Annotated in this window: 19 protein-coding genes; 7 read left to right on the top strand and 12 right to left on the bottom strand. The window is 70.4% G+C overall.

All coding sequences use genetic code 11. From position 1 onward, the window contains the following. The first annotated feature begins 8 nt into the window (after nucleotides 1-8). Nucleotides 9-2,129, top strand: coding sequence for a peptidase domain-containing ABC transporter (locus tag ACFXDJ_RS24660; RefSeq protein ID WP_384655949.1), 2,121 nt, complete (start codon nucleotides 9-11; stop codon nucleotides 2,127-2,129). Continuing rightward, nucleotides 2,126-3,448, top strand: a complete 1,323-nt coding sequence (locus tag ACFXDJ_RS24655; RefSeq protein WP_384655951.1) for a glycosyltransferase — start codon at nucleotides 2,126-2,128, stop codon at nucleotides 3,446-3,448. Before ACFXDJ_RS24660 ends, ACFXDJ_RS24655 begins: the two co-directional genes overlap by 4 nt. Here the strand turns inward: ACFXDJ_RS24655 and ACFXDJ_RS24650 are convergent. Continuing rightward, on the bottom strand, nucleotides 3,436-4,188 hold the full coding sequence (locus tag ACFXDJ_RS24650) for an MBL fold metallo-hydrolase (RefSeq protein ID WP_384655954.1): 753 nt from the start codon (nucleotides 4,186-4,188) through the stop codon (nucleotides 3,436-3,438). The genes ACFXDJ_RS24655 and ACFXDJ_RS24650 overlap by 13 nt on opposite strands. A gap of 239 nt (nucleotides 4,189-4,427) precedes the next feature. On the opposite strand from ACFXDJ_RS24650, the gene ACFXDJ_RS24645 reads away from it, so the two are divergent. Together ACFXDJ_RS24645 and ACFXDJ_RS24640 are read left to right on the top strand one after the other, a co-directional pair. Next, nucleotides 4,428-4,823, top strand: a complete 396-nt coding sequence (locus tag ACFXDJ_RS24645) for a hypothetical protein (RefSeq protein ID WP_384655956.1) — start codon at nucleotides 4,428-4,430, stop codon at nucleotides 4,821-4,823. After that, a complete protein-coding gene (locus ACFXDJ_RS24640; protein WP_384655959.1) occupies nucleotides 4,787-5,155 on the top strand; it encodes a DUF488 domain-containing protein in 369 nt (122 codons plus the stop codon). The genes ACFXDJ_RS24645 and ACFXDJ_RS24640 overlap by 37 nt, the downstream gene beginning before the upstream one ends. A gap of 172 nt (nucleotides 5,156-5,327) precedes the next feature. On the opposite strand, the gene ACFXDJ_RS24635 is transcribed toward ACFXDJ_RS24640, so the two are convergent. From ACFXDJ_RS24635 to clpS, 7 genes are all read right to left on the bottom strand, one after another. Continuing rightward, entirely contained in the window at nucleotides 5,328-6,278 is a 951-nt protein-coding gene (locus ACFXDJ_RS24635) for a PLP-dependent cysteine synthase family protein (RefSeq protein WP_384655962.1), read from the bottom strand. Next, a complete protein-coding gene (locus ACFXDJ_RS24630; RefSeq protein WP_384655965.1) occupies nucleotides 6,278-6,565 on the bottom strand; it encodes a MoaD/ThiS family protein in 288 nt (95 codons plus the stop codon). Before ACFXDJ_RS24630 ends, ACFXDJ_RS24635 begins: the two co-directional genes overlap by 1 nt. 100 nt (nucleotides 6,566-6,665) lie before the next feature. Continuing rightward, nucleotides 6,666-6,773 (bottom strand): putative leader peptide, encoded by a 108-nt coding sequence (locus tag ACFXDJ_RS24625; protein ID WP_311736929.1) that lies wholly within the window; start codon nucleotides 6,771-6,773, stop codon nucleotides 6,666-6,668. 88 nt (nucleotides 6,774-6,861) lie between these two features. Next, nucleotides 6,862-7,284, bottom strand: a complete 423-nt coding sequence (locus tag ACFXDJ_RS24620; RefSeq protein ID WP_384655969.1) for a Mov34/MPN/PAD-1 family protein — start codon at nucleotides 7,282-7,284, stop codon at nucleotides 6,862-6,864. A 145-nt stretch (nucleotides 7,285-7,429) separates the two neighbouring features. Beyond that, nucleotides 7,430-8,878, bottom strand: coding sequence for an amino acid permease (locus ACFXDJ_RS24615; RefSeq protein ID WP_384655972.1), 1,449 nt, complete (start codon nucleotides 8,876-8,878; stop codon nucleotides 7,430-7,432). Nucleotides 8,879-9,219: 341 nt separating this feature from the next. Then, the gene (locus tag ACFXDJ_RS24610; RefSeq protein WP_384655974.1) at nucleotides 9,220-9,834 is read right to left on the bottom strand and encodes a DUF2017 domain-containing protein; all 615 of its coding nucleotides are present in this window, start codon (nucleotides 9,832-9,834) and stop codon (nucleotides 9,220-9,222) included. Continuing rightward, entirely contained in the window at nucleotides 9,834-10,148 is a 315-nt protein-coding gene (gene clpS / locus ACFXDJ_RS24605) for an ATP-dependent Clp protease adapter ClpS (RefSeq protein WP_330296593.1), read from the bottom strand. The genes ACFXDJ_RS24610 and clpS overlap by 1 nt, the downstream gene beginning before the upstream one ends. 81 nt (nucleotides 10,149-10,229) lie before the next feature. On the opposite strand from clpS, the gene ACFXDJ_RS24600 reads away from it, so the two are divergent. Together ACFXDJ_RS24600 and ACFXDJ_RS24595 are read left to right on the top strand one after the other, a co-directional pair. Beyond that, the gene (locus tag ACFXDJ_RS24600) at nucleotides 10,230-11,558 is read left to right on the top strand and encodes a nicotinate phosphoribosyltransferase (RefSeq protein ID WP_384655977.1); all 1,329 of its coding nucleotides are present in this window, start codon (nucleotides 10,230-10,232) and stop codon (nucleotides 11,556-11,558) included. A gap of 161 nt (nucleotides 11,559-11,719) precedes the next feature. Continuing rightward, nucleotides 11,720-12,319 carry a nicotinamidase gene (locus tag ACFXDJ_RS24595; protein ID WP_384651732.1) on the top strand — a complete coding sequence of 200 codons (600 nt, stop codon included), beginning with the start codon at nucleotides 11,720-11,722 and terminating at the stop codon, nucleotides 12,317-12,319. A gap of 21 nt (nucleotides 12,320-12,340) precedes the next feature. Here the strand turns inward: ACFXDJ_RS24595 and ACFXDJ_RS24590 are convergent, their stop codons facing one another. Together ACFXDJ_RS24590 and ACFXDJ_RS24585 are read right to left on the bottom strand one after the other, a co-directional pair. After that, nucleotides 12,341-12,640 carry a hypothetical protein gene (locus ACFXDJ_RS24590; protein ID WP_330296596.1) on the bottom strand — a complete coding sequence of 100 codons (300 nt, stop codon included), beginning with the start codon at nucleotides 12,638-12,640 and terminating at the stop codon, nucleotides 12,341-12,343. 112 nt (nucleotides 12,641-12,752) lie between these two features. Further along, a complete protein-coding gene (locus tag ACFXDJ_RS24585; protein WP_384651786.1) occupies nucleotides 12,753-15,104 on the bottom strand; it encodes an immune inhibitor A domain-containing protein in 2,352 nt (783 codons plus the stop codon). A gap of 439 nt (nucleotides 15,105-15,543) precedes the next feature. Here ACFXDJ_RS24585 and ACFXDJ_RS24580 point away from each other — a divergent pair, with 439 nt between their 5' ends. Beyond that, complete coding sequence (locus tag ACFXDJ_RS24580) at nucleotides 15,544-15,837, top strand: hypothetical protein (RefSeq protein ID WP_384651734.1); 294 nt, start codon at nucleotides 15,544-15,546, stop codon at nucleotides 15,835-15,837. 117 nt (nucleotides 15,838-15,954) lie between these two features. Here ACFXDJ_RS24580 and ACFXDJ_RS24575 read toward each other — a convergent pair whose 3' ends face one another. Together ACFXDJ_RS24575 and ACFXDJ_RS24570 are read right to left on the bottom strand one after the other, a co-directional pair. Then, complete coding sequence (locus ACFXDJ_RS24575; protein WP_384651736.1) at nucleotides 15,955-16,701, bottom strand: RDD family protein; 747 nt, start codon at nucleotides 16,699-16,701, stop codon at nucleotides 15,955-15,957. A gap of 167 nt (nucleotides 16,702-16,868) precedes the next feature. Continuing rightward, on the bottom strand, nucleotides 16,869-17,987 hold the full coding sequence (locus tag ACFXDJ_RS24570; RefSeq protein ID WP_384850291.1) for an RDD family protein: 1,119 nt from the start codon (nucleotides 17,985-17,987) through the stop codon (nucleotides 16,869-16,871). Between the last annotated feature and the right edge of the window lie 134 nt (nucleotides 17,988-18,121).

Below are 18,121 nucleotides of genomic sequence, written 5' to 3'. Positions count from 1 at the left end.
CACGACCGGTGAAATGGCAGAGATATCACACGCATCAGGACGGGGAGACCGACTGCGGACCCGCGAGCGTGCGCACCGTCCTGCGCAGGCACGGCGTCTTCATCGACCAAGCCATCCTGCGGGAGTCGGTCGGACTCGGCGACGACGGATCGAGCCTCCTGCAACTCCGCGGCGTACTGGCCGGATACGGCATCGACACGGAACTCCTGAGACTCGACACCCCCGCGCTCGCGACGGCGGTCCGCGTCGCGGGTCCCGCCATCGTCCTCCTCGACGACGACGGCTTCCGCCACTTCGTCGTCGTCCACGCGATCGACGCCCGAGGAGACTTCCAGGTCAGCGACCCGCTCTTCCACCGCGTGAGCACCATCTCCGCGGCGTTGATGACGCAGCTGCGGCGCGAGGAGACCCTGGTCACCGAACGGCCCCCGACCCGCGGTCTCGCGCGTGCCGCGTGGACCGGGCGATTCGGATCGTCCACCCTCCTGCGGCAGGCCGCCGGCACCCACAAGCGCGCGCTCCTCGCCATCCTGGCGGCCACCGTAGTCGTGTCCACACTGGCACTGGCGATCAGCCTGTTCGTCCAGTTGGCGGTGGACGAGGTGGTGAAGGGGTCCGCGCCCAGCTCCCTGGCCCTGCTGTCCCTGTCCTTCCTGACCGTGGCGATCGCCGCCACCTGCCTCCAGTACGCCCGCGGGCGGCTGGTCGTCACGCTGAGCCAGCGGATGCAACGGCAGCTCTCCCACGCGTACGTCTCGAAGCTCTTCCGCCTGCCCTGGTCCTTCTTCCGCACCCGGAGAACGGGAGATCTGGCCGGACGTCTGGACGACGTCCAGGAGATACAGACGCTGGTGACGAGCACCACGATCGGCGCGACGGTGGACCTCTTCGTCGTGCTCACCGTCGGCGGCTACCTGCTCTACGTCGAACCGGTCTTCTTCCTCCTGCTCCTCGGGCCGGCGGCGGTGAACGTGGGCAGCTCCCTGATCCTGTACCCGTCGATCCGCGAAGCCGCGGAGGAATCCCTACAAAGGGACGCGACGCTGAAGTCCGAGGCCGTGAACCTGATCCGCGGGGTCAGTGAGATCCAGGCGTACGGCCGACGCGACTACGCGACCAGCCGGATATCCAGCCTCCTCGACCGCAGAATCGTGGCGGAACAACGGCTCGGCCGACTGGAAAACACCAACCTGGTCATAAAACTGGGTACCCAGTCCATCTCGACCATCCTCATCACATGGCTCGCCCTGACATTCATGAATTCCGGCTCACTCACCGTCGGGCAGGTTTTCGGATATCTGACCATGGCCGGATATTTCCTCGGCGCAATGGAATCAATGGCGTCCTTGCAGGTGACCCTGCAAAGAACCTCGGCGGCACTCGGGCGGTACCGGGACATCTCGCTCCAGCGCGATGACGAGAAACTCGACCGGGCCGAAGGGGAGATGCCGGACACGGCGGTCACCGCGTGCGACATCGACATCGAGCGCCTTTCCTTCAAACCTTCCCGCAGGGAGGACTTCATCCTGAAGGAACTCAGCCTGCGGATTGCGTTCGGCAGCAGCACGCTGATCCACGGGGCCAACGGGGCGGGCAAGAGCACGCTCCTGCGCTTCATGTCGGGTCTCCAGGACGACTACACCGGTACGGTGCGCCTCGGCGGGGTCGAGGTCAGGGAACTGCCCGACAGCGTCGTGCGCCGCAAGATCCTCTACGTCCCCGAGGCCCCCACCGTCCTGACCGCCGCCTTGCGGGAGAACCTCGCGTTCGGCGGGTCCCACACTGACGACGAGATCTTCGCGGCCTGCCGCGTCGCCTGCTTCGACGAGGTCCTGCGCACGCTCCCGCAAGGACTGGACACCGCGCTGCGCGAGGACGGCACCGAGCTGTCCCGGGGCGAGCTGCAACGGATGTCGCTCGCCCGCGCCGTGCTGCACGACCCCGCCGTGTTCCTCTTCGACGAGAGCTTCGGCGGCATCGACGACGAGACGTTCACGCGGATCTGGGCCAATCTGTCGGACCTGGCGGCCACCAAGATCGTCGTGGCCCACGGAGCCGTCCGCGACGCCTCGTTCGACCAGCGTGTCGCTCTGGACGCGGCTTCCCTCACCCACGGAGAACTCGTATGAACCTGGGCGCTGTGCTGGAACAGCTGGCACTCTCCGGGCCGTCGCCGCTTGCCGCCGATGCGTCCCTCGTACGGGCCCTGAGCCCCGACCTGGCGGAGACCACGGTTCCGTTCGGTTCGTGGGCCGAACTGCTCGGTTCCTACTCCGCCTTCACGGCACGGCCGGTCACGGCCGCCGTCCTCGCCCGGGACGAAGAGGACCAGATCTCCGCCTGTCTGCGCTCACTGTCGGCGGACGCCGATCACGTGCTCCTCGTGGACACCGGATCCACCGATCGTACGGTCGCCCGGGCCCGCGAGGCCCTACCCGCGGTCGAGGTCGTCGAATCGCCCTGGCGGGACGACTTCGCGTACCACCGCAATCTGGCACTGGCGCGGGGCACGCAGGGGTGGACCCTCTTCATCGACGCGGACGAGACGATCGCCGCCCCTGACAGGGGAGACCTGCGGCGTGTCCTGCGCGTGCTGGACTACCTCGTGCCGGAAGCCGCATTCGTCGTCTCACCCACGATCGTGGACGCCGACGGCCGCACCTACACCGACAACCACCGGATCCTGCGCGGTGGGACCCCCATCGCGTTCCGGGGACGCATCCACGAACGCCCCTACGACCACGAGGGCACGACGCCGCCGCGCGCCTACCTCGGTGTCCGTCTCGATCACACGGGCTACACCCCGCAGGAGATGGCGCGGAAGGACAAGGTGCGGCGCAACGGGCGCCTCCTGGAGCTGTGCCGGGCGGCCGAACCCGACAACCCCAAGTGGCTGTACTACCTGGTGCGCGACACCATGGACCTCGACGCCGTTCCGGCCGATCAGCTGCGGCGTCTCTACGAAGACCTGGCGTCGGCCGTGGCCCGCGCCCGCGCCTCGGGAGCCGGCGACTACGCCACGGAGCGCCTGACGGACACCTCGGCGCTGCTGTGCGAGCTGGCGCTGCGCTTCGGTGGCGCCGATGAGGTGCGGCGGCAGGCGGGAAGCCTCGACGCGGCGGGCAGGAAGGTCGAGGCGGCCTACTACACCGGCCTCATAGATGCCGGCCGGCTGCTGGGACGGCTGTCCTCCCTGGTCGACGAGATCGACGCGGTCCGTACCTGGGAAACGCAGGACAACCGCCACCTGATGGGCAGGCTGTACGAGCTGCAAGCCACCCTGGCCCTGGCCTGCGGGCGGTACGGCGACTTCGGTCCCGCGCGCGCGGCAGCCGAGGAACGTGGGGCGGGCCGGGGGTTGGAGCCGGACCTGGAACAGCTACGGCTCCTGCTCTCCGCGACCGCCGACACCACGGGGCGCTCGACGCGCCCCGGTCAGACCTCGTAGACCGCGCCCGTGTACGCCAGGTCCACCGGGCCGTCGTAGACCGCGCGGGCGTCGGCAAGGTTGCGCTGCGCGTCCGTCCACGGCGGGATGTGCGTCAGGACCAGCCGGCCGACCCGGCCGCCGCGGGCGAACTCGCCGGCCTCGCGGCCGTTGAGGTGGAGGTCCGGGATGTCCTCCTTGCCGTGCGTGAAGGAGGCCTCGCAGAGGAAGAGGTCGGTGTCCTCGGTGAGCAGCGCCAGCTCGGGGCAGGCGCCGGTGTCACCGGAGTACGTGAGGGAGCGGCCGCCGTGCTCGACGCGGATGCCGTAGGACTCCACCGGGTGACAGACCTTCTCGGTGCGGACCTGGAACGGGCCGATCTCGAAACTGCCGGACTTCAGGGTCCGGAAGTCGAAGACCTCGCTCATGGAGCGCTCGTCGGGGACGTCCTCGTAGGCCGTGGACAGCCGCTTCTCGGTGCCCTCGGGGCCGTAGACGGGGATGGCGCCGCAGCGGCCGCCCTCGTGCCGGTAGAAGCGGGCGACGAAGTACGCGCACATGTCGATGCAGTGGTCGGCGTGCAGATGGCTCAGGAAGATCGCGTCGAGGTCGTAGAGCCCGATGTGCCGCTGTAGCTCGCCGAGGGCGCCGTTGCCCATGTCGAGGAGCAGCCGGAAGCCGTCGGCCTCGACGAGGTAGCTCGAACAGGCCGATTCCGCGGACGGGAACGAACCCGAACAGCCGACGACGGTGAGCTTCATGGAGCGTGAACCTCCGTGGACGGTCCGTGGACGGAATGCGGGCCGTGCGTGGGTCGAGCGTAAGGCGCGAAACCTCCGGTCGCTCCTCCGCGGCGGGCCGTTGTGGGGGGAATCACCTGTGCTGTCACCCGGGGGAGCGACGGGGCGGATGCGGGTTGCCGTCCGGCCGTCGCGTGGCAGGGGTGTGGCCGTCGTGTGGCTGCCGCGCCGGGTGCGGGGGGCGCGGCTACGGTCGGAGTATGGACACGTCCTGGTGGCCCGCGGTCGCCGCGGTGGTGGTCGTGGTCCTGCTGGTACTGATCCCCCGGCGGGCACGGCACGCCCCGCAGCCGCCGCACGGCCCGGGGGCACCGCCGCGGCCGGTCCCCGGTGAGCTGTGGTCCCTGACGGACGGGCGGCCCTGCCTGGTGCTGGGCGTACGGGCCCACTGGGCGCGGATCGCACGGATCACCGGGAAGTACGACGACCGGCGCGCCGGGGTGATCCCGCTGCCGCCGGGCGTGGTGGGGGCGCGGGGCGGGTTCCTGGAGGCGGACCGGGTGACGGAGGTGTCGGTATGGGAGTTCGCGCGGCGGCTGGGGACGGTGGACCCGGCGGTGTGGGACGAGGTGAAGGGACTCGGGTCGTCCGGCTGAAGCGGGTCTACGAGGCCGCGGAGCCGGGGGTGGACGGCGTACGGGTCCTCGTGGACCGGCTGTGGCCGCGCGGGCTGTCGAAGGAGGCGGCGGGGGTGGACGACTGGGCGAAGGGCGTCGCCCCGTCCAACGAGCTGCGGAAGTGGTTCCACGGGGGTGGGTCCGTGGAGGAGTTCCGGGCCCGGTACGAGGCGGAGCTGAGCGCTCCGGAGGCGGTGGCGGAGATCGCACGGCTGCGGGGCCTTGCGGGGGCCGGGCCGGTCACTTTGCTGACCGCGGTCAAGGACCCGGCGGAGAGCCACGCCGGTGTGCTGGCCGCACTGCTGTCCTGACCCTGGGCCGGGGTCGGGCTGCCGCTGCGCGGGGCCTGTCCCCTACCCGCCCTTCCACCGTTCCCTGGGGCTCCGCCCCAGACCCCGCGCCTCAAACTCCCCCAGACTTCGTCCGGGGGGACCCCCGGGCGAGGCTGGAAAATCCAGCCCCGCCGACGGGTCGCCCCGCGGGCTACGCCCAGAGCTGGCCCTGGAGGACCTCGATGGCTTCCTCCGTCGTGGCGGCCGTGTAGACGCCCGTCGAGAGGTACTTCCAGCCGCCGTCGGCCACGACGAAGACGATGTCGGCCGATTCGCCCGCCGCCACCGCCTTGCGGCCCACGCCGATCGCCGCGTGCAGGGCCGCGCCCGTGGAGACGCCCGCGAAGATGCCCTCCAGCTGGAGGAGCTCACGGGTGCGGGTGACCGCGTCCGCCGAGCCCACCGAGAAGCGGGTCGTCAGGACCGAGGGGTCGTACAGCTCGGGGACGAAGCCCTCGTCGAGGTTGCGCAGGCCGTAGACGAGGTCGTCGTAGCGGGGTTCCGCGGCCACGATCTTGACGCCCGGCACGTGCTCGCGCAGGTAGCGGCCGACGCCCATCAGGGTGCCGGTCGTGCCCAGGCCCGCCACGAAGTGGGTGATGGAGGGGAGGTCGGCCAGGATCTCCGGGCCGGTCGTCGCGTAGTGGGCGCCCGCGTTGTCGGGGTTGCCGTACTGGTAGAGCATCACCCAGTCCGGGTGCTCCGCCGCCAGCTCCTTCGCGACGCGGACGGCCGTGTTCGAGCCGCCCGCCGCCGGCGAAGGGATGATCTCGGCTCCCCACATGGCCAGCAGGTCTCGCCGCTCCTGCGAGGTGTTCTCCGGCATCACGCACACGATCCGGTAGCCCTTGAGCTTCGCCGCCATCGCCAGGGAGATGCCGGTGTTGCCGGAGGTGGGCTCCAGGATCGTGCAGCCGGGGAACAGCCGGCCGTCCTTCTCGGCCTGCTCGACCATGTGGAGCGCCGGGCGGTCCTTGATCGAGCCGGTCGGGTTGCGGTCCTCCAGCTTGGCCCAGATCCGTACGTCGTCGGAGGGCGAGAGCCGGGGCAGCCGTACGAGCGGCGTGTTGCCGACCGCGGCCAGTGGGGAGTCGTAGCGCATTACTTCGATCCGCCGGCTACGGCCGGGAGGATGGTGACGTTGTCGCCGTCCTTGAGCGCGGTGGAGATGCCGTCGAGGAAGCGGACGTCCTCGTCGTTGAGGTAGACGTTGACGAAGCGGCGCAGCTCGCCGCCCTTCGCCTCGTCGACGATGCGCTCCTGGATGCCCTTGTGACGGGTCTCCAGGTCCGCGAGGAGCTCGGACAGGGTCGCGCCCTCACCCGAGACGGCCTTCTCGCCGCCGGTGTAGGTGCGGAGGATGGTGGGGATGCGGACCTCGATGGCCATGGCAGGCTCCAGTCAGGATGGTGAGGGAAGAGGAAGGAAGGCGGAGGGTCGAGCGGCGCGCGGGCGTGAGCGGTGCGGGCCCCGGTACGGGGTTCCGGGCTCAGGCGGCGGGACAGATGGCGCTGGCGAGGCGGCACAGGTCGACGTGCAGCCGCGCCACAAGCAGCAGCCTGCCGGGCGTCTCGATGCTCACGTCGTGGGAAACCATGCGGTCATGTTAACGATTCCCGGTCCCTGGTTTGGAGTGTGATTCCGCATCGTGGACGGATACCGCTCACATGTTGGACAGTCGCGGTTCAGTAACCCGCGACGACCTGCACTTCTTCCTCCGTGATCACGCCTCCGACGATCCGGTACGACCGGAACTGGAACTCCCCGAGGCCGTCCTTGTCCGCCGTGGAGACCAGCACGTAGTGCGCGCCGGGCTCGTTCGCATAGGTGACGTCCGTGCGCGAGGGGTAAGCCTCGGTCGCGGTGTGCGAGTGGTAGACGATGACGGGCTCCTCGTCCCGGTCGTCGAGCTCGCGGTAGAGCTTCAGCAGGTCCTTCGAGTCGAACTCGTAGAACGTGGGCGACCGGGCCGCGTTCAGCATCGGGACGAACCGCTCCGGGCGGTCCGTGCCCGCCGGGCCGGCCACCACTCCGCACGCCTCGTCGGGGTGGTCCTGACGGGCGTGCGCGACGATCTGGTCGTACAGGGCCTGGGTGAGGGTCAGCATGTTCGACAGGATAAGCAGACGGGCCCTCCCGTACCGAGGAGTGGTACGGGAGGGCCCGAATGGTGGACACGAGGCCCGAAGGGGCGTGGTTCCCGGCCGTGACAGGCGGCCGGGACTCACGGTTCATGGGGTGCCCCCGAAGGGGCTACGAGGCCTTCGTGAAGGCCGTGCCGCGCGGGTCGCGGGACTTCAGGACCAGGTACGAGACGCCCAGCAGCAGGGCCCACAGCGGGGCGCAGTAGAGCGAGACGCGGGCGTCCTTGTCGATGCCCATCATCACGATGACCATGCCGATGAAGGCCAGCGCGAAGTAGCTGGTGTACGGGGCTCCGGGCGCCCGGAACGGCGACTTCGGAAGGTCGCCGCGGTCGGAGGCGGCCCGGTAGCGGATCTGGCAGACCAGGATCATGATCCAGGCCCACATGCCGGAGATGGTGGCGAAGGAGACGACGTAGTCGAAGGCCTTGCCGGGGGCCCTGTAGTTGATCCAGACGCCGACCAGCATCAGCGCGGCGGAGAAGGTGGTGCCGGCGAGCGGGGTGCCGCTCTTGGTGAGCTTGGTGAAGACCTTCGGGCCCTGGCCGTTGAGCGCGAGGTCGCGCAGCATGCGGCCGGTGGAGTACATGCCCGAGTTGCAGGAGGACAGGGCGGCGGTGAGGACGACGAAGTTGACGATCGCCGCGCCGATGCCCAGGCCCATCTTCTCGAAGGCGGCGACGAAGGGGCTGACGCCCGGCTGGAACTCGTGCCACGGGACGACCGACAGGATCATGACCAGGGCGCCGACGTAGAAGACGGCGATGCGCCACGGCACGGTGTTGATGGCCTTGGGCAGGGTCTTCTCGGGGTCCTTGGACTCGCCGGCGGTGACGCCGACCAGCTCGACCGCGAGGAAGGCGAACATCACGATCTGCAGGGTCATCAGCGTGCCGCCGAGGCCCTTGGGGAAGAAGCCGCCGTCGTTCCACAGGTTCGAGACGGTCGCCGTGTCCGCGGCGTCGGAGAAGCCGATCGTGAGGATGCCGGCGCAGATCAGGATCATGCCGACGATGGCGGTGACCTTGACCATGGAGAACCAGAACTCCAGCTCGCCGAAGAGCTTCACGGAGATCAGGTTGGCGCCGTAGAGGACGAAGGTGAAGATCAGCGCGTACGCCCACTGCGGGAAGCTGTCGTGGGTCCAGTACGCCATGTACTGCGCGGCCGCGGTGACCTCGACGATGCCGGTGACCACCCAGAAGAGCCAGTAGGTCCAGCCGGTCACATAACCCCAGAAGGGGCCGAGGAACTCCCGGGCGTAGTCCGAGAAGGAGCCGGAGACGGGGCGGTACATGAGCAGCTCGCCCAGGGCCCGCATGATGAAGAAGATGACCAGGCCGGCGATGGCGTAGGCCAGGATCAGGCTCGGTCCGGCCTTGGAGATGGCCTTGCCGGCGCCCAGGAAGAGGCCGGTGCCGATGGCGCCGCCGATCGCGATCATCTGGATCTGGCGGGCGCCCAGCGCGCGGTGGTAACCCTCGCCGCCGCCCTCGGCCCCGCCGCCCTGTCCGGGCGTCTTGTCGTGCTGCTGCTCGTCGACCTGTACGGAGGTCATGTCTTGGTGCGCCTTTCTCCACGCCGGTCCGCGCCTTCACTGGCTGCGGATCGGGTCCTCGATCCCCCCGGATACGGATGGAGTTGCACGCCGGCGGTCAGCCGGTTCAAGCAGGCCGGGGGACATGGGTGGCGCCCCGTCGGCGGTCGTGAAGATTTATCACGGGCTTACGGGTGACCGAGGGGTGAAAGTGTGACGCATGACGCAAAAAAATCGGGACAAAGGTCGCGGAGCAGATCAGACCACCGCATCGCGGTGATCTGATCGTTATCCGGATTTGAGCGTCCGCTGAGCGACCGGACCCGAGGGGCGAATGCCCCGGAGGGTTTCCTTGAGGATCCTCAGAGGGTTTCGGTGAGGGTCTCGATCAGGGTCTCCTGGAGACCGCCGAGCCACAGGTAGGCCATCACCATCGGCTTGCGCGGATCGTCGTCCGGGAGCCGGAAGAGGACGGCGCTCTCGTCGTCCTCGGTGATGTCGAGCCGGGCCGCGATGGTGAGCCGCAGGTCGTTGAGGGCGCCGAGCCAGCGCAGCCGCAGCTCGCCGGTCAGCTCCAGGACGGCCGCCCCGTCGCCGGCCGGGGTGAGCCCGTCGAGGCTGCGTACGACGGCCAGCGCGTCCTCCCGCTTGCGGGTGCGCAGGTCGTTCTCGGTGAAGCGGCGGAATTCGGCCGAGTGGGCCCGCAGCTCCTCCGTGTCGGCGCCGGGCGGGGTCTCCGGGCCGCCGTAGGCGTCGGGGAAGAGCCGGGCCAGGGCCGGGTCGGACGGGGGCTCGGTGGGGCCGTCGGAGGCCGCGAAGAGCACGGCGAGCGGGTCGGCGTCCGGCTCGGGCTCCGGGTCGCCGGGGCCGATGAGCTCCAGCAGCTGCACGGCGAGGGAGCGCAGGATCGAGATCTCGATCTCGTCCAGCGCGATGGCGGCGCCGCCGCCCTTCAGGGACTCGAACACGCCGCCCATCAGTTGCGGTCCTGGGACATGGTCGCCCAGAGGCCGTACCCGTGCAGGGCCTGCACGTCGCGTTCCATCTCCTCGCGGGTGCCGCTGGAGACGACCGCCCGGCCCTTGTGGTGGACGTCGAGCATCAGCTTGTTCGCCTTGTCCTTGGAGTAGCCGAAGTACGCCTGGAACACGTACGTCACGTAGCTCATGAGGTTCACCGGGTCGTTGTGCACCAGGGTCACCCAGGGGACGTCGGGTTCCGGGACCGCGAAGGTCTCTTCGGCCGATTCGGTGCGTTCGATCTCAACAGGAGCAACACTCACTTGTCCCATGCTGCCACTGCGGAGGGCCGGTCGCACAAACGGGCCCCTACATCTCGTCAATCTGACGAGATGTGCGCTAGCATCCGACGCATGAACCCTGCGGACCTGGGCCTGCCGGTGGACGTGCCGTCGACAGCGCTCTTCACGGACCATTACGAGCTCACGATGTTGCAGGCCGCCCTGGCCAACGGCACCGCCGACCGGCGCTCGGTCTTCGAGGTCTTCACCCGGCGGCTGCCCGAGGGGCGGCGCTACGGCGTGGTCGCGGGAACCGGCCGGGTGCTCGACGCGGTGGAGAACTTCCGCTTCGACGGCGCCGTACTGGAGTTCCTGCGCGAGCGGGCCGTCGTCGACACCCGGACCCTGGACTGGCTGGCCTCGTACCGCTTCTCGGGCGACATCTGGGGCTATCCGGAGGGCGAGGTCTACTTCCCCGGCTCGCCGGTCCTGCGCGTCGAGGGCAGCTTCGCCGAGTGCGTGCTGCTGGAGACGGTGATCCTCTCGATCCTCAACCACGACTCGGCGATCGCCGCGGCCGCCTCCCGGATGGCCACGGCGGCCGGCGGCCGGCCGCTGGTCGAAATGGGCGCGCGGCGCACGCACGAGCTGGCGGCGGTCGCCTCGGCGCGGGCCGCGTACGTCGGCGGCTTCACCTCGACCTCGGACCTGGCGGCCGGGTTCCGCTACGGGATCCCGACGGTCGGCACCAGCGCGCACGCCTTCACCCTGCTCCACGACGACGAGCGCGGTGCCTTCACGGCGCAGGTCGCCTCGCTGGGAAGCGGGACCACCCTGCTGGTGGACACCTACGACGTGGCCGAGGCGGTCCGCACGGCCGTGGAGGTCGCCGGGACCGGGCTGGGCGCGGTCCGGATCGACTCCGGGGACCTGCTGCTCGTCGCCCACCGGGTGCGCCAGCAGCTGGACGAGCTCGGGGCGACGGCGACGAAGATCGTGGTGACCTCGGACCTGGACGAGTACGCGATCGCCTCGCTCGCGGCGGCCCCCGTGGACGCCTACGGGGTCGGCACCCAGCTGGTGACGGGCAGCGGGCACCCGACGTGCTCGATGGTCTACAAGCTGGTGGCGCGGGCCACCTCCGCCGACGTGAAGGCGCCGCTCGCGTCGGTCGCGAAGAAGTCCTCGGGCGGGAAGACCTCCATCGGGGGCCGCAAGTGGGCGGCCCGGCGGACCGACTCCGAGGGGGTCGCGGAGGCGGAGGTCCTGGGAACCGGGCCGGTGCCGGCCGCGCTGGCGGACTCGCAGCTCCTGGTCCAGCTGGTGAAGGCGGGCGAGGTGGTGGCCCGCGAGCCGCTGGAGGCCGCCCGCGACCGCCACCGCGAGGCCCTGGCGGGCCTCCCCCTCTCGGCCACGCAGCTCTCGCGCGGCGAGGCCGTGATCCCGACCGAGTACGCGTAGCGGGCCCGTCTGGGCCGGGGCCCCTGGGGCTCCGCCCCAGACCCCGCGCCTCAAACGCCGGCGAGGCTGAGATTGCCCCCAGTTTCGGGAAGGGGCGGGGTGGGGGAAGAGCCCCCGCAGGGTCCCAGTCGCACCACACACCAAGCCGAAGGGCACCGGACATGCACCGCGCACTGATCGTCGTCGACGTACAGAACGACTTCTGCGAAGGCGGCAGCCTCGCGGTCACCGGCGGAGCCGACGTGGCCGCCGCCATCACCGAGCTCATCGGGCAGGCCACCGCCGGATACCGGCACGTCGTCGCCACGCGGGACCACCACGTCGACCCCGGGCCGCACTTCGCGCGCCCCCCGGCGCAGCCGGACTTCGAGACCTCCTGGCCCGTCCACTGCGTCGCCGGGACCGAGGGCGTGGGCTTCCACCCGAACTTCGCGCCGGCCGTCACCTCGGGGGCCGTGGCCGCCGTGTTCGACAAGGGGGCGTACGAGGCTGCGTACAGCGGCTTCGAGGGGGCCGACGAGAACGGCCGCGGGCTCACGGAGTGGCTGCGGGACCGCCAGGTCACCGAGGTCGACGTGGTGGGCATCGCCACCGACCACTGCGTCAAGGCCACCGCCCTGGACGCGGCCCGCGCGGGATTCCGTACGCACGTCCTGCTGGACCTGACGGCGGGCGTGGCCCCGCACACCACCGCCCGCGCCCTGGACGAGCTCCGCGAGGCCGGGGTCGAGCTGAGCGGCACCCCCGTGGTGGCCGGCTGAGCGGGGCCGCCCGGCTCCCCGTCAGCCCAGCAGTGCCCTGATCGGGTGCCACAGCTCCTGCGCCCGGTCCGGCGCGCCGCGCCAGAGCAGGCCGTCGGGGTGGTGCAGGACGGCGGTGATCTCGTCCGGGGTCGGGGGCTGGGCGTTGCCCCGCAGGTAGACGGCGCGCATGCCGAGGTTCCGCAGCCTGGTCAGGGCGCGGGCCCGGTTCGCCGCGTGCACCAGCACGCGGACGTTTCCGCCCTCTCCGGACGGTCTGGGCAGCGTGAGCGCGACGACCACGCTGCCGCCGGGCAATCTGACGAAACCTCCACCGGGCATGTCTTCATCTCCCCCGTCAATAAGAAACTCGCAACACGCATCTAAACGCGATCGGCCGCCGCCCGCTAGAGGGGCGACGGCCGATCATGCTTTGACCTGCGGTTTTACCGAATTACTTAACGGCGGGGCCGACCTCGACCGTCATCTGGAGACCGTCGCGCGGCTCCTTGACGATCTTGATCTTGGTGTTGGTGTCAGTGACCTTCACCGAACCGGTCGGGTTCTCGTCGTAGTAGTACTTGCCCTTGTGGTCGTCGAAGACCTTGTTGGCCGGCTTCGACTTCAGGAACAGCGCCTCGCCCTTGTTGTGCAGGGTGAAGGCATCCGTCGGGTACGCGCTGAACGGCGCGTCGTACGGCTGGATCTTGTTCCGCAGCAGGGTGCCGTCCGCCCACTTCATGGGCTTGGCGTTGGCGTCGATCGGAAGGATCAGACCGGAGCCCGGGTGGACGCTGGTGTTGTTGTCCTTCTGGGAGGTGTCCCAGAGCCAGATCAGCAGACCGTCCTGGTACGCGTAGTGCTCGACCCAGTTCGGCTTCGTGTTGGTGAAGCCGAAGTTGTACGGGCCCACCTTGAGGGTGGAGTCGTACGAGACGTAGCGGCGGTTCTCCGCCAGGTAGTACTGCGCGTACTCCTTGGTGAAGCCGGCGCCGATGCGCGAGAAGCCCTTGCCGGTCCAGCCGTTGTCGCCGTTCTCGGCGCCGTCGGTGAACAGGGTCGTGCCGTCCGCGGTGATGCTGAGGGCGTCGGCCGTGAAGCCCTTGCCGCCCGCGCCGCCGTCCGTCTGGTAGCGGAAGCGGAGGTCGATCTTCTTGCCCGCGTAGGCGTCGAGCGGGAAGGCCAGGGACTTCCAGGCGGCCGAGGCGCCGGTCAGCGCCGGGCTGCCCGAGGCGTCGTCCGGGATGACCGCGCCGTCGGCGGTGCCGTGGAGGGCGGTCCAGCTGGCGCCGCCGTCGGTGGACACCTCGGTGTACAGGAAGTCGTAGTCCTGCTCGATGTCCCACCAGCCCTTGAGGGCCAGGGAGGCGGACTTCTTGCCGGTCAGGTCGACCGACCGGGTCAGGGTGTTCTTGAGGTCGTCACCCATGTTGCTCCACCACTGCGAGGAACCCTCGGCGGGAGCGACGACATCGGTCTTGACCTGCTTCTTCGGCAGGTCGACGAGGAGCGCCTGCTTGTCCTTGGTGTTGTACTCCGAGACGCCCAGCTTGTGGGTGGACTTCGTCGCGGCCGTGGCCTTGTCGTAGTTCAGCCAGCCCAGCTGGAGCTTGTCCCAGGCGGTCATGTCGCCCGGGAGGTTGCCGATGGAGTCCTTGCCGTCGCCGAGCCAGGAGCCGGCCGACATCAGGGACCAGAAGCCGACCGAGTTCTCGCCGCCACCCGTGGTGTCGTAGAGGTCCGGGAGGCCGAGGTCGTGGCCGTACTCGTGCGCGAAGACGCCGAGGCCGCCGTTCTCGGGCTGCATCGTGTAGTCGCCGACCCAGATGCCGGTGTTGCCGATCTGGGTGCCGCCGGCCTTGTTGTTCGCCGGGCCGGTCTTGCCCGCGTCGGTGCCGTAGGCGTACCAGCGGTGCGCCCACAGGGCGTCCGCGCCCTGCACGCCGCCGCCGGCCGACTCGTCCTCGCCCGCGTGGACGATCTGGAAGTGGTCGATGTAGCCGTCGGGCTCGTTGAAGTTGCCGTTGTGGTTGTAGTCGTTGCGGTCCCACTGGTCGTACTGGGACAGCGTCGCCTTGATCTCGGCGTCGGTCTTGCCGGCCTTCTTCTGCGCGTCGGCCCAGGCGTTCACGCCGTCCCTGACGGTGTCCCAGACGTTGTTGCAGTTCTTCTGGCCGCAGTAGTTCGAGCCGTAACGGGCCTCGTTGTACGGGATCTTGACCCAGTCGGTGACGACACCGTCGACCGAGTAGCGGCCCGAGGAGGTCTTCTCGTAGTAGGTCTTCAGCGAATTCTTGCCCTTGCCGGTACCGAAGTACAGGTCCTGGAAGTAGTCACGGCTGAAGTCCTTGCGCCACGCGGTGCTGTTGTTCGTCGCGCGGTCGGGCTGGGCGATCTGGTTGTGCGCCGGCCCCGGGGTGCCGCCGTACTTGACGACCGGGGGCTTGGGGCCGCCCGGGCCGTCCGGGTCGTACATGGTGGTGTTGTCCACCTGGTCGCCGAAGTCGACGAGGATCGTGAAGATCTTGTCGGTCTTCTCGCGGCCGAGCTCCACGTACTTCTTGTCGTCGAGCTTGACCACCTGGGAGGCGCCCCGCTGTTCGACCTGCTTCTTGCCGGAGAGCACCTGCTCCAGGGCGGCCTTCCTGGCCTTCGCCTGCTCGGCGCTGAACGGGCCCGGCAGGTTGTGGTCGACCTGCTCCTTGGCGGAGGAGGTCGGGTCCTGACGGCTCGTGGCGGGCGCGGACGGATGCGGGTCCGCCTGGGCTATCGAGAAGGCCGCGCCGGTGGCTGCGGTCACAGCCAGGGTCGCGCCGACTGCGGCGGCGCGAAGCGCTCGTCTCCTCGCGGAATTGCTGGTCACTTGACGTCGTTCCCCTCCCGCGGCCGCGACGTAGTGCGGAACGTCTCCATAGGAGCGGGGGGTTCCGTGCGGCGCGCGTCTCAAGTGACGACATTTGACCGGAGAGTCGCAAGAAAAGACAGACCTTGACTTGTTCCTTACAACTGCACTATGCGGTCACGGAGTTCCGCTATGCGGACGTACCCCGGCCATATGGGACGAACGGCGCTTCCCGGCCTTGAGTCCGGCCGGAGAATGAGCCCCGTGCGCCCCCTGTGCTCCGCAGCTGTGGGTTAGGTCGCGCTTACCGGCAGTGCGGCTCGGGCATCCACCGTCGTAGAGTCACTTGACGCCCGACCAGGTTGAGCCGACTCCCCCTCCCGCTTCGAGGACGGATATCGCCATGCCGCGTCCGACTGCCGCACAGCTCACCTACGGGTCCGCCACCGTCATCGTCTCGACGATCGCCATGCTGCTGCTCTCGCAGACGAGCACGGGACTCGGCGTCGCGGTCATTTCCGCCGCCGCCCTCGCCCTCGGGCTCCTCGTCGCACTCACCGTGCCGATCCCGCGTCGGCGCGGACGGCACGCGGCGCCGGCCCGTACGAAAACCGCCTCGCCGGTGCCCGACACCGTGCCGGAGGACGTGGCGGCCGCCGCTGCCGCCACCGCTGCCGAACATCCCGTGCACCACTGAGCCGTTGGGCACGGCGACCCGCCGGGCACAGCGCGGCGCGGGCGGCCTCCCACTGGGGAGACCGCCCGCGCGCTGAGCTGCGTACGCCTGTTGACCGCTGCTGCCGGAAGAGACGGCCTAGCCCGCCTGGACCACCACGGTCTTGCCCACCTTGTCGTGCAGACCCTGCTTGTAGGGCTTGTCCACGAGCATCGAGATGACGAGCGCGATCGGCCACAGGCAGAAGCAGCAGATCAGCGTCGGCAGCCAGAGCACGGCCGCACGGGACAGCGCGGCGTTGGACTGCGGGACGCTGCCGTCGTTGAGCATCGCGACGCGCAGGCCCATCCACTTCTTGCCGAGGGTCTGGCCGTTCTTCTTCGTGAACCACCAGTCGTAGCCGAGGTACGCGGCGATCGAGATCAAGGTCATGATCAGGCCGCTACCGCTGTAGGACTTGGTGATGACCTCGGAGACGTCCTCGCCGTTGCTCGTGTCGACCGTGTAGCGCTTCGTGCCGAAGGCCAGCTGGATCAGGAACAGCGGCACGGCGACGATCACCAGGTCGACGATGCGGGCGGCGAGCCGCTTTCCGAAGTCGGCCAGCGGGGGCATCCCGGCGAGCGGGTCGGGCATGCCGCCGCCACCGCCGTACGGGTCTCCACCGCCGCCGTAGGGGGGCGGCGGGGGCGGGTACCCGCCGCCGGGGGGAGGCGGATACCCTCCGCCGCCGCCGCCGGGCGGGGGCGGCGGGGGAAAGCCGGACCCGCCGGGGGGCGGTGAGCCGTACGGCGAACCACCCGACGGGGGCGTCGGCTCCTGGGGCTTCTTGAGGAACGGGTCGTCCTCGGGCGGCTGGCCGGGCGGCGGCTGATCGGTGCTCATGGCCCGAGTCGAACCCGGCCCGGCCCGGCCCGCAACGGGGGCGCGGCCATTCGGGGGACGCCCCTGCGCCCGGGCGGCCCACCGGGGCCCGGCGGCAGTCCGGCGACGACCCGGCGACGGCCCGGCGACGACCCGGCGACGACCCGGCGACGACCCGGCGACAGGCTCTAGCGGGCCACGTACGTGCGTGCCACACGGTCGTGGAGGGTCCGGCGCCGCGGGCGGTCCCCCAGGGCCCACACGGCCCCGGGGAGCCCCAGGAAGGCGTACACGAGCCAGCGGCGCAGGGCCGCGCCGAGGCGGGGCGGACGCAGGGTGGCGGCGGCCAGGACGCGCACGCCGAGGAGCTTCTTGCCCGGGGTCCGACCCCAACGGGCGGTGGGCAGGGCCTCGTAGAGGATGCCGAAGACGAGGACGGCCCCGAGTACGAGTCCCAGCCCGCCCGCGATGGTGCCGTCGAACAGCCACACGGTGGTGGTCCGCCCGCTCAGCCGGGCGGCGTCCACCTTGCCCTGGAGGTGCGCGGTCGCCCCGGGTACGAGGGGCAGCGCCACCCCGGTCGCGACGCCCGCGTACACGAGGGTGTCCAGCAGCCGGGCCGCGGCCCGGCGCCCGAACCCGGCGGGGCGCACGGACCGCTCCGCCATCCGCTCGAACACGGCCCGCGGGGTGGGAGGCCTCGGTGTGGCGGGCTGCGCGACGGGCACGGGGGCCGGGGCGGGTACGGGGGCCGGGGCGGGGGCCGGGGCGGCGTGGGGGGCCGCGCTGGCCGGTGAGCGGGCCGACAGGATCCCGATGCCCTCGGGGGCGGCGGGGCCGGACGCCCGCGCGGGTACCGGCACCGGCACCGGCGCGGGAGCCGGCGCGGCCGCGGGCACCGGGACGGGGGCGGGGGCGGGGGCGGGCACATGGGAGGGGACGGGGACTGGCGTGCGGGCCAGCGAGATCCCCGCCGGGCGGACGGCGGCGGGTTCGTTGCCCCAGGACACCCGATGGTCGCGCGGCCCGCCGAAGCCGGACTGGTGGAAGGGGTCGGCCTGCCACACCACGGGCTCCGGCGCGGGTTCCGGCTCCGGTTCGGGCCATCGCTCGGGCTCGCGCAGCGCCTCCGTGACACCGGTCTCGTCGAGGAACACCGGACCCGTCTCGTCGGCCGCGACCGCGGGGCGGCTCGTACCGGGAACCCAGTTCAGGCCGTTCCAGAACCTGACGTACCCGGGGATGGACGGATCGGGGTAGTAGCCCTCGCGGGCCGCGTGCTCGCCGTCACCAGGGGAGGCCGTCAATGTCCCCAACTCCGATCGTGGCTTGAGGCTTGTGCAGGGGTGGACCATAGCCAAGAACCGCCCCCCGACAGGTCCGGTAACGGGAGAATCCAAGCCTTTGAGCGAACGCGGTCTCGTACGCACGATTTCGGTCA

Source organism: Streptomyces sp. NPDC059443 (assembly GCF_042750105.1).
Taxonomy (GTDB): domain Bacteria; phylum Actinomycetota; class Actinomycetes; order Streptomycetales; family Streptomycetaceae; genus Streptomyces.
The sequence above is the reverse complement of the archived record's forward strand: the minus strand, read 5'-3'. Positions and strand labels throughout refer to the sequence as shown.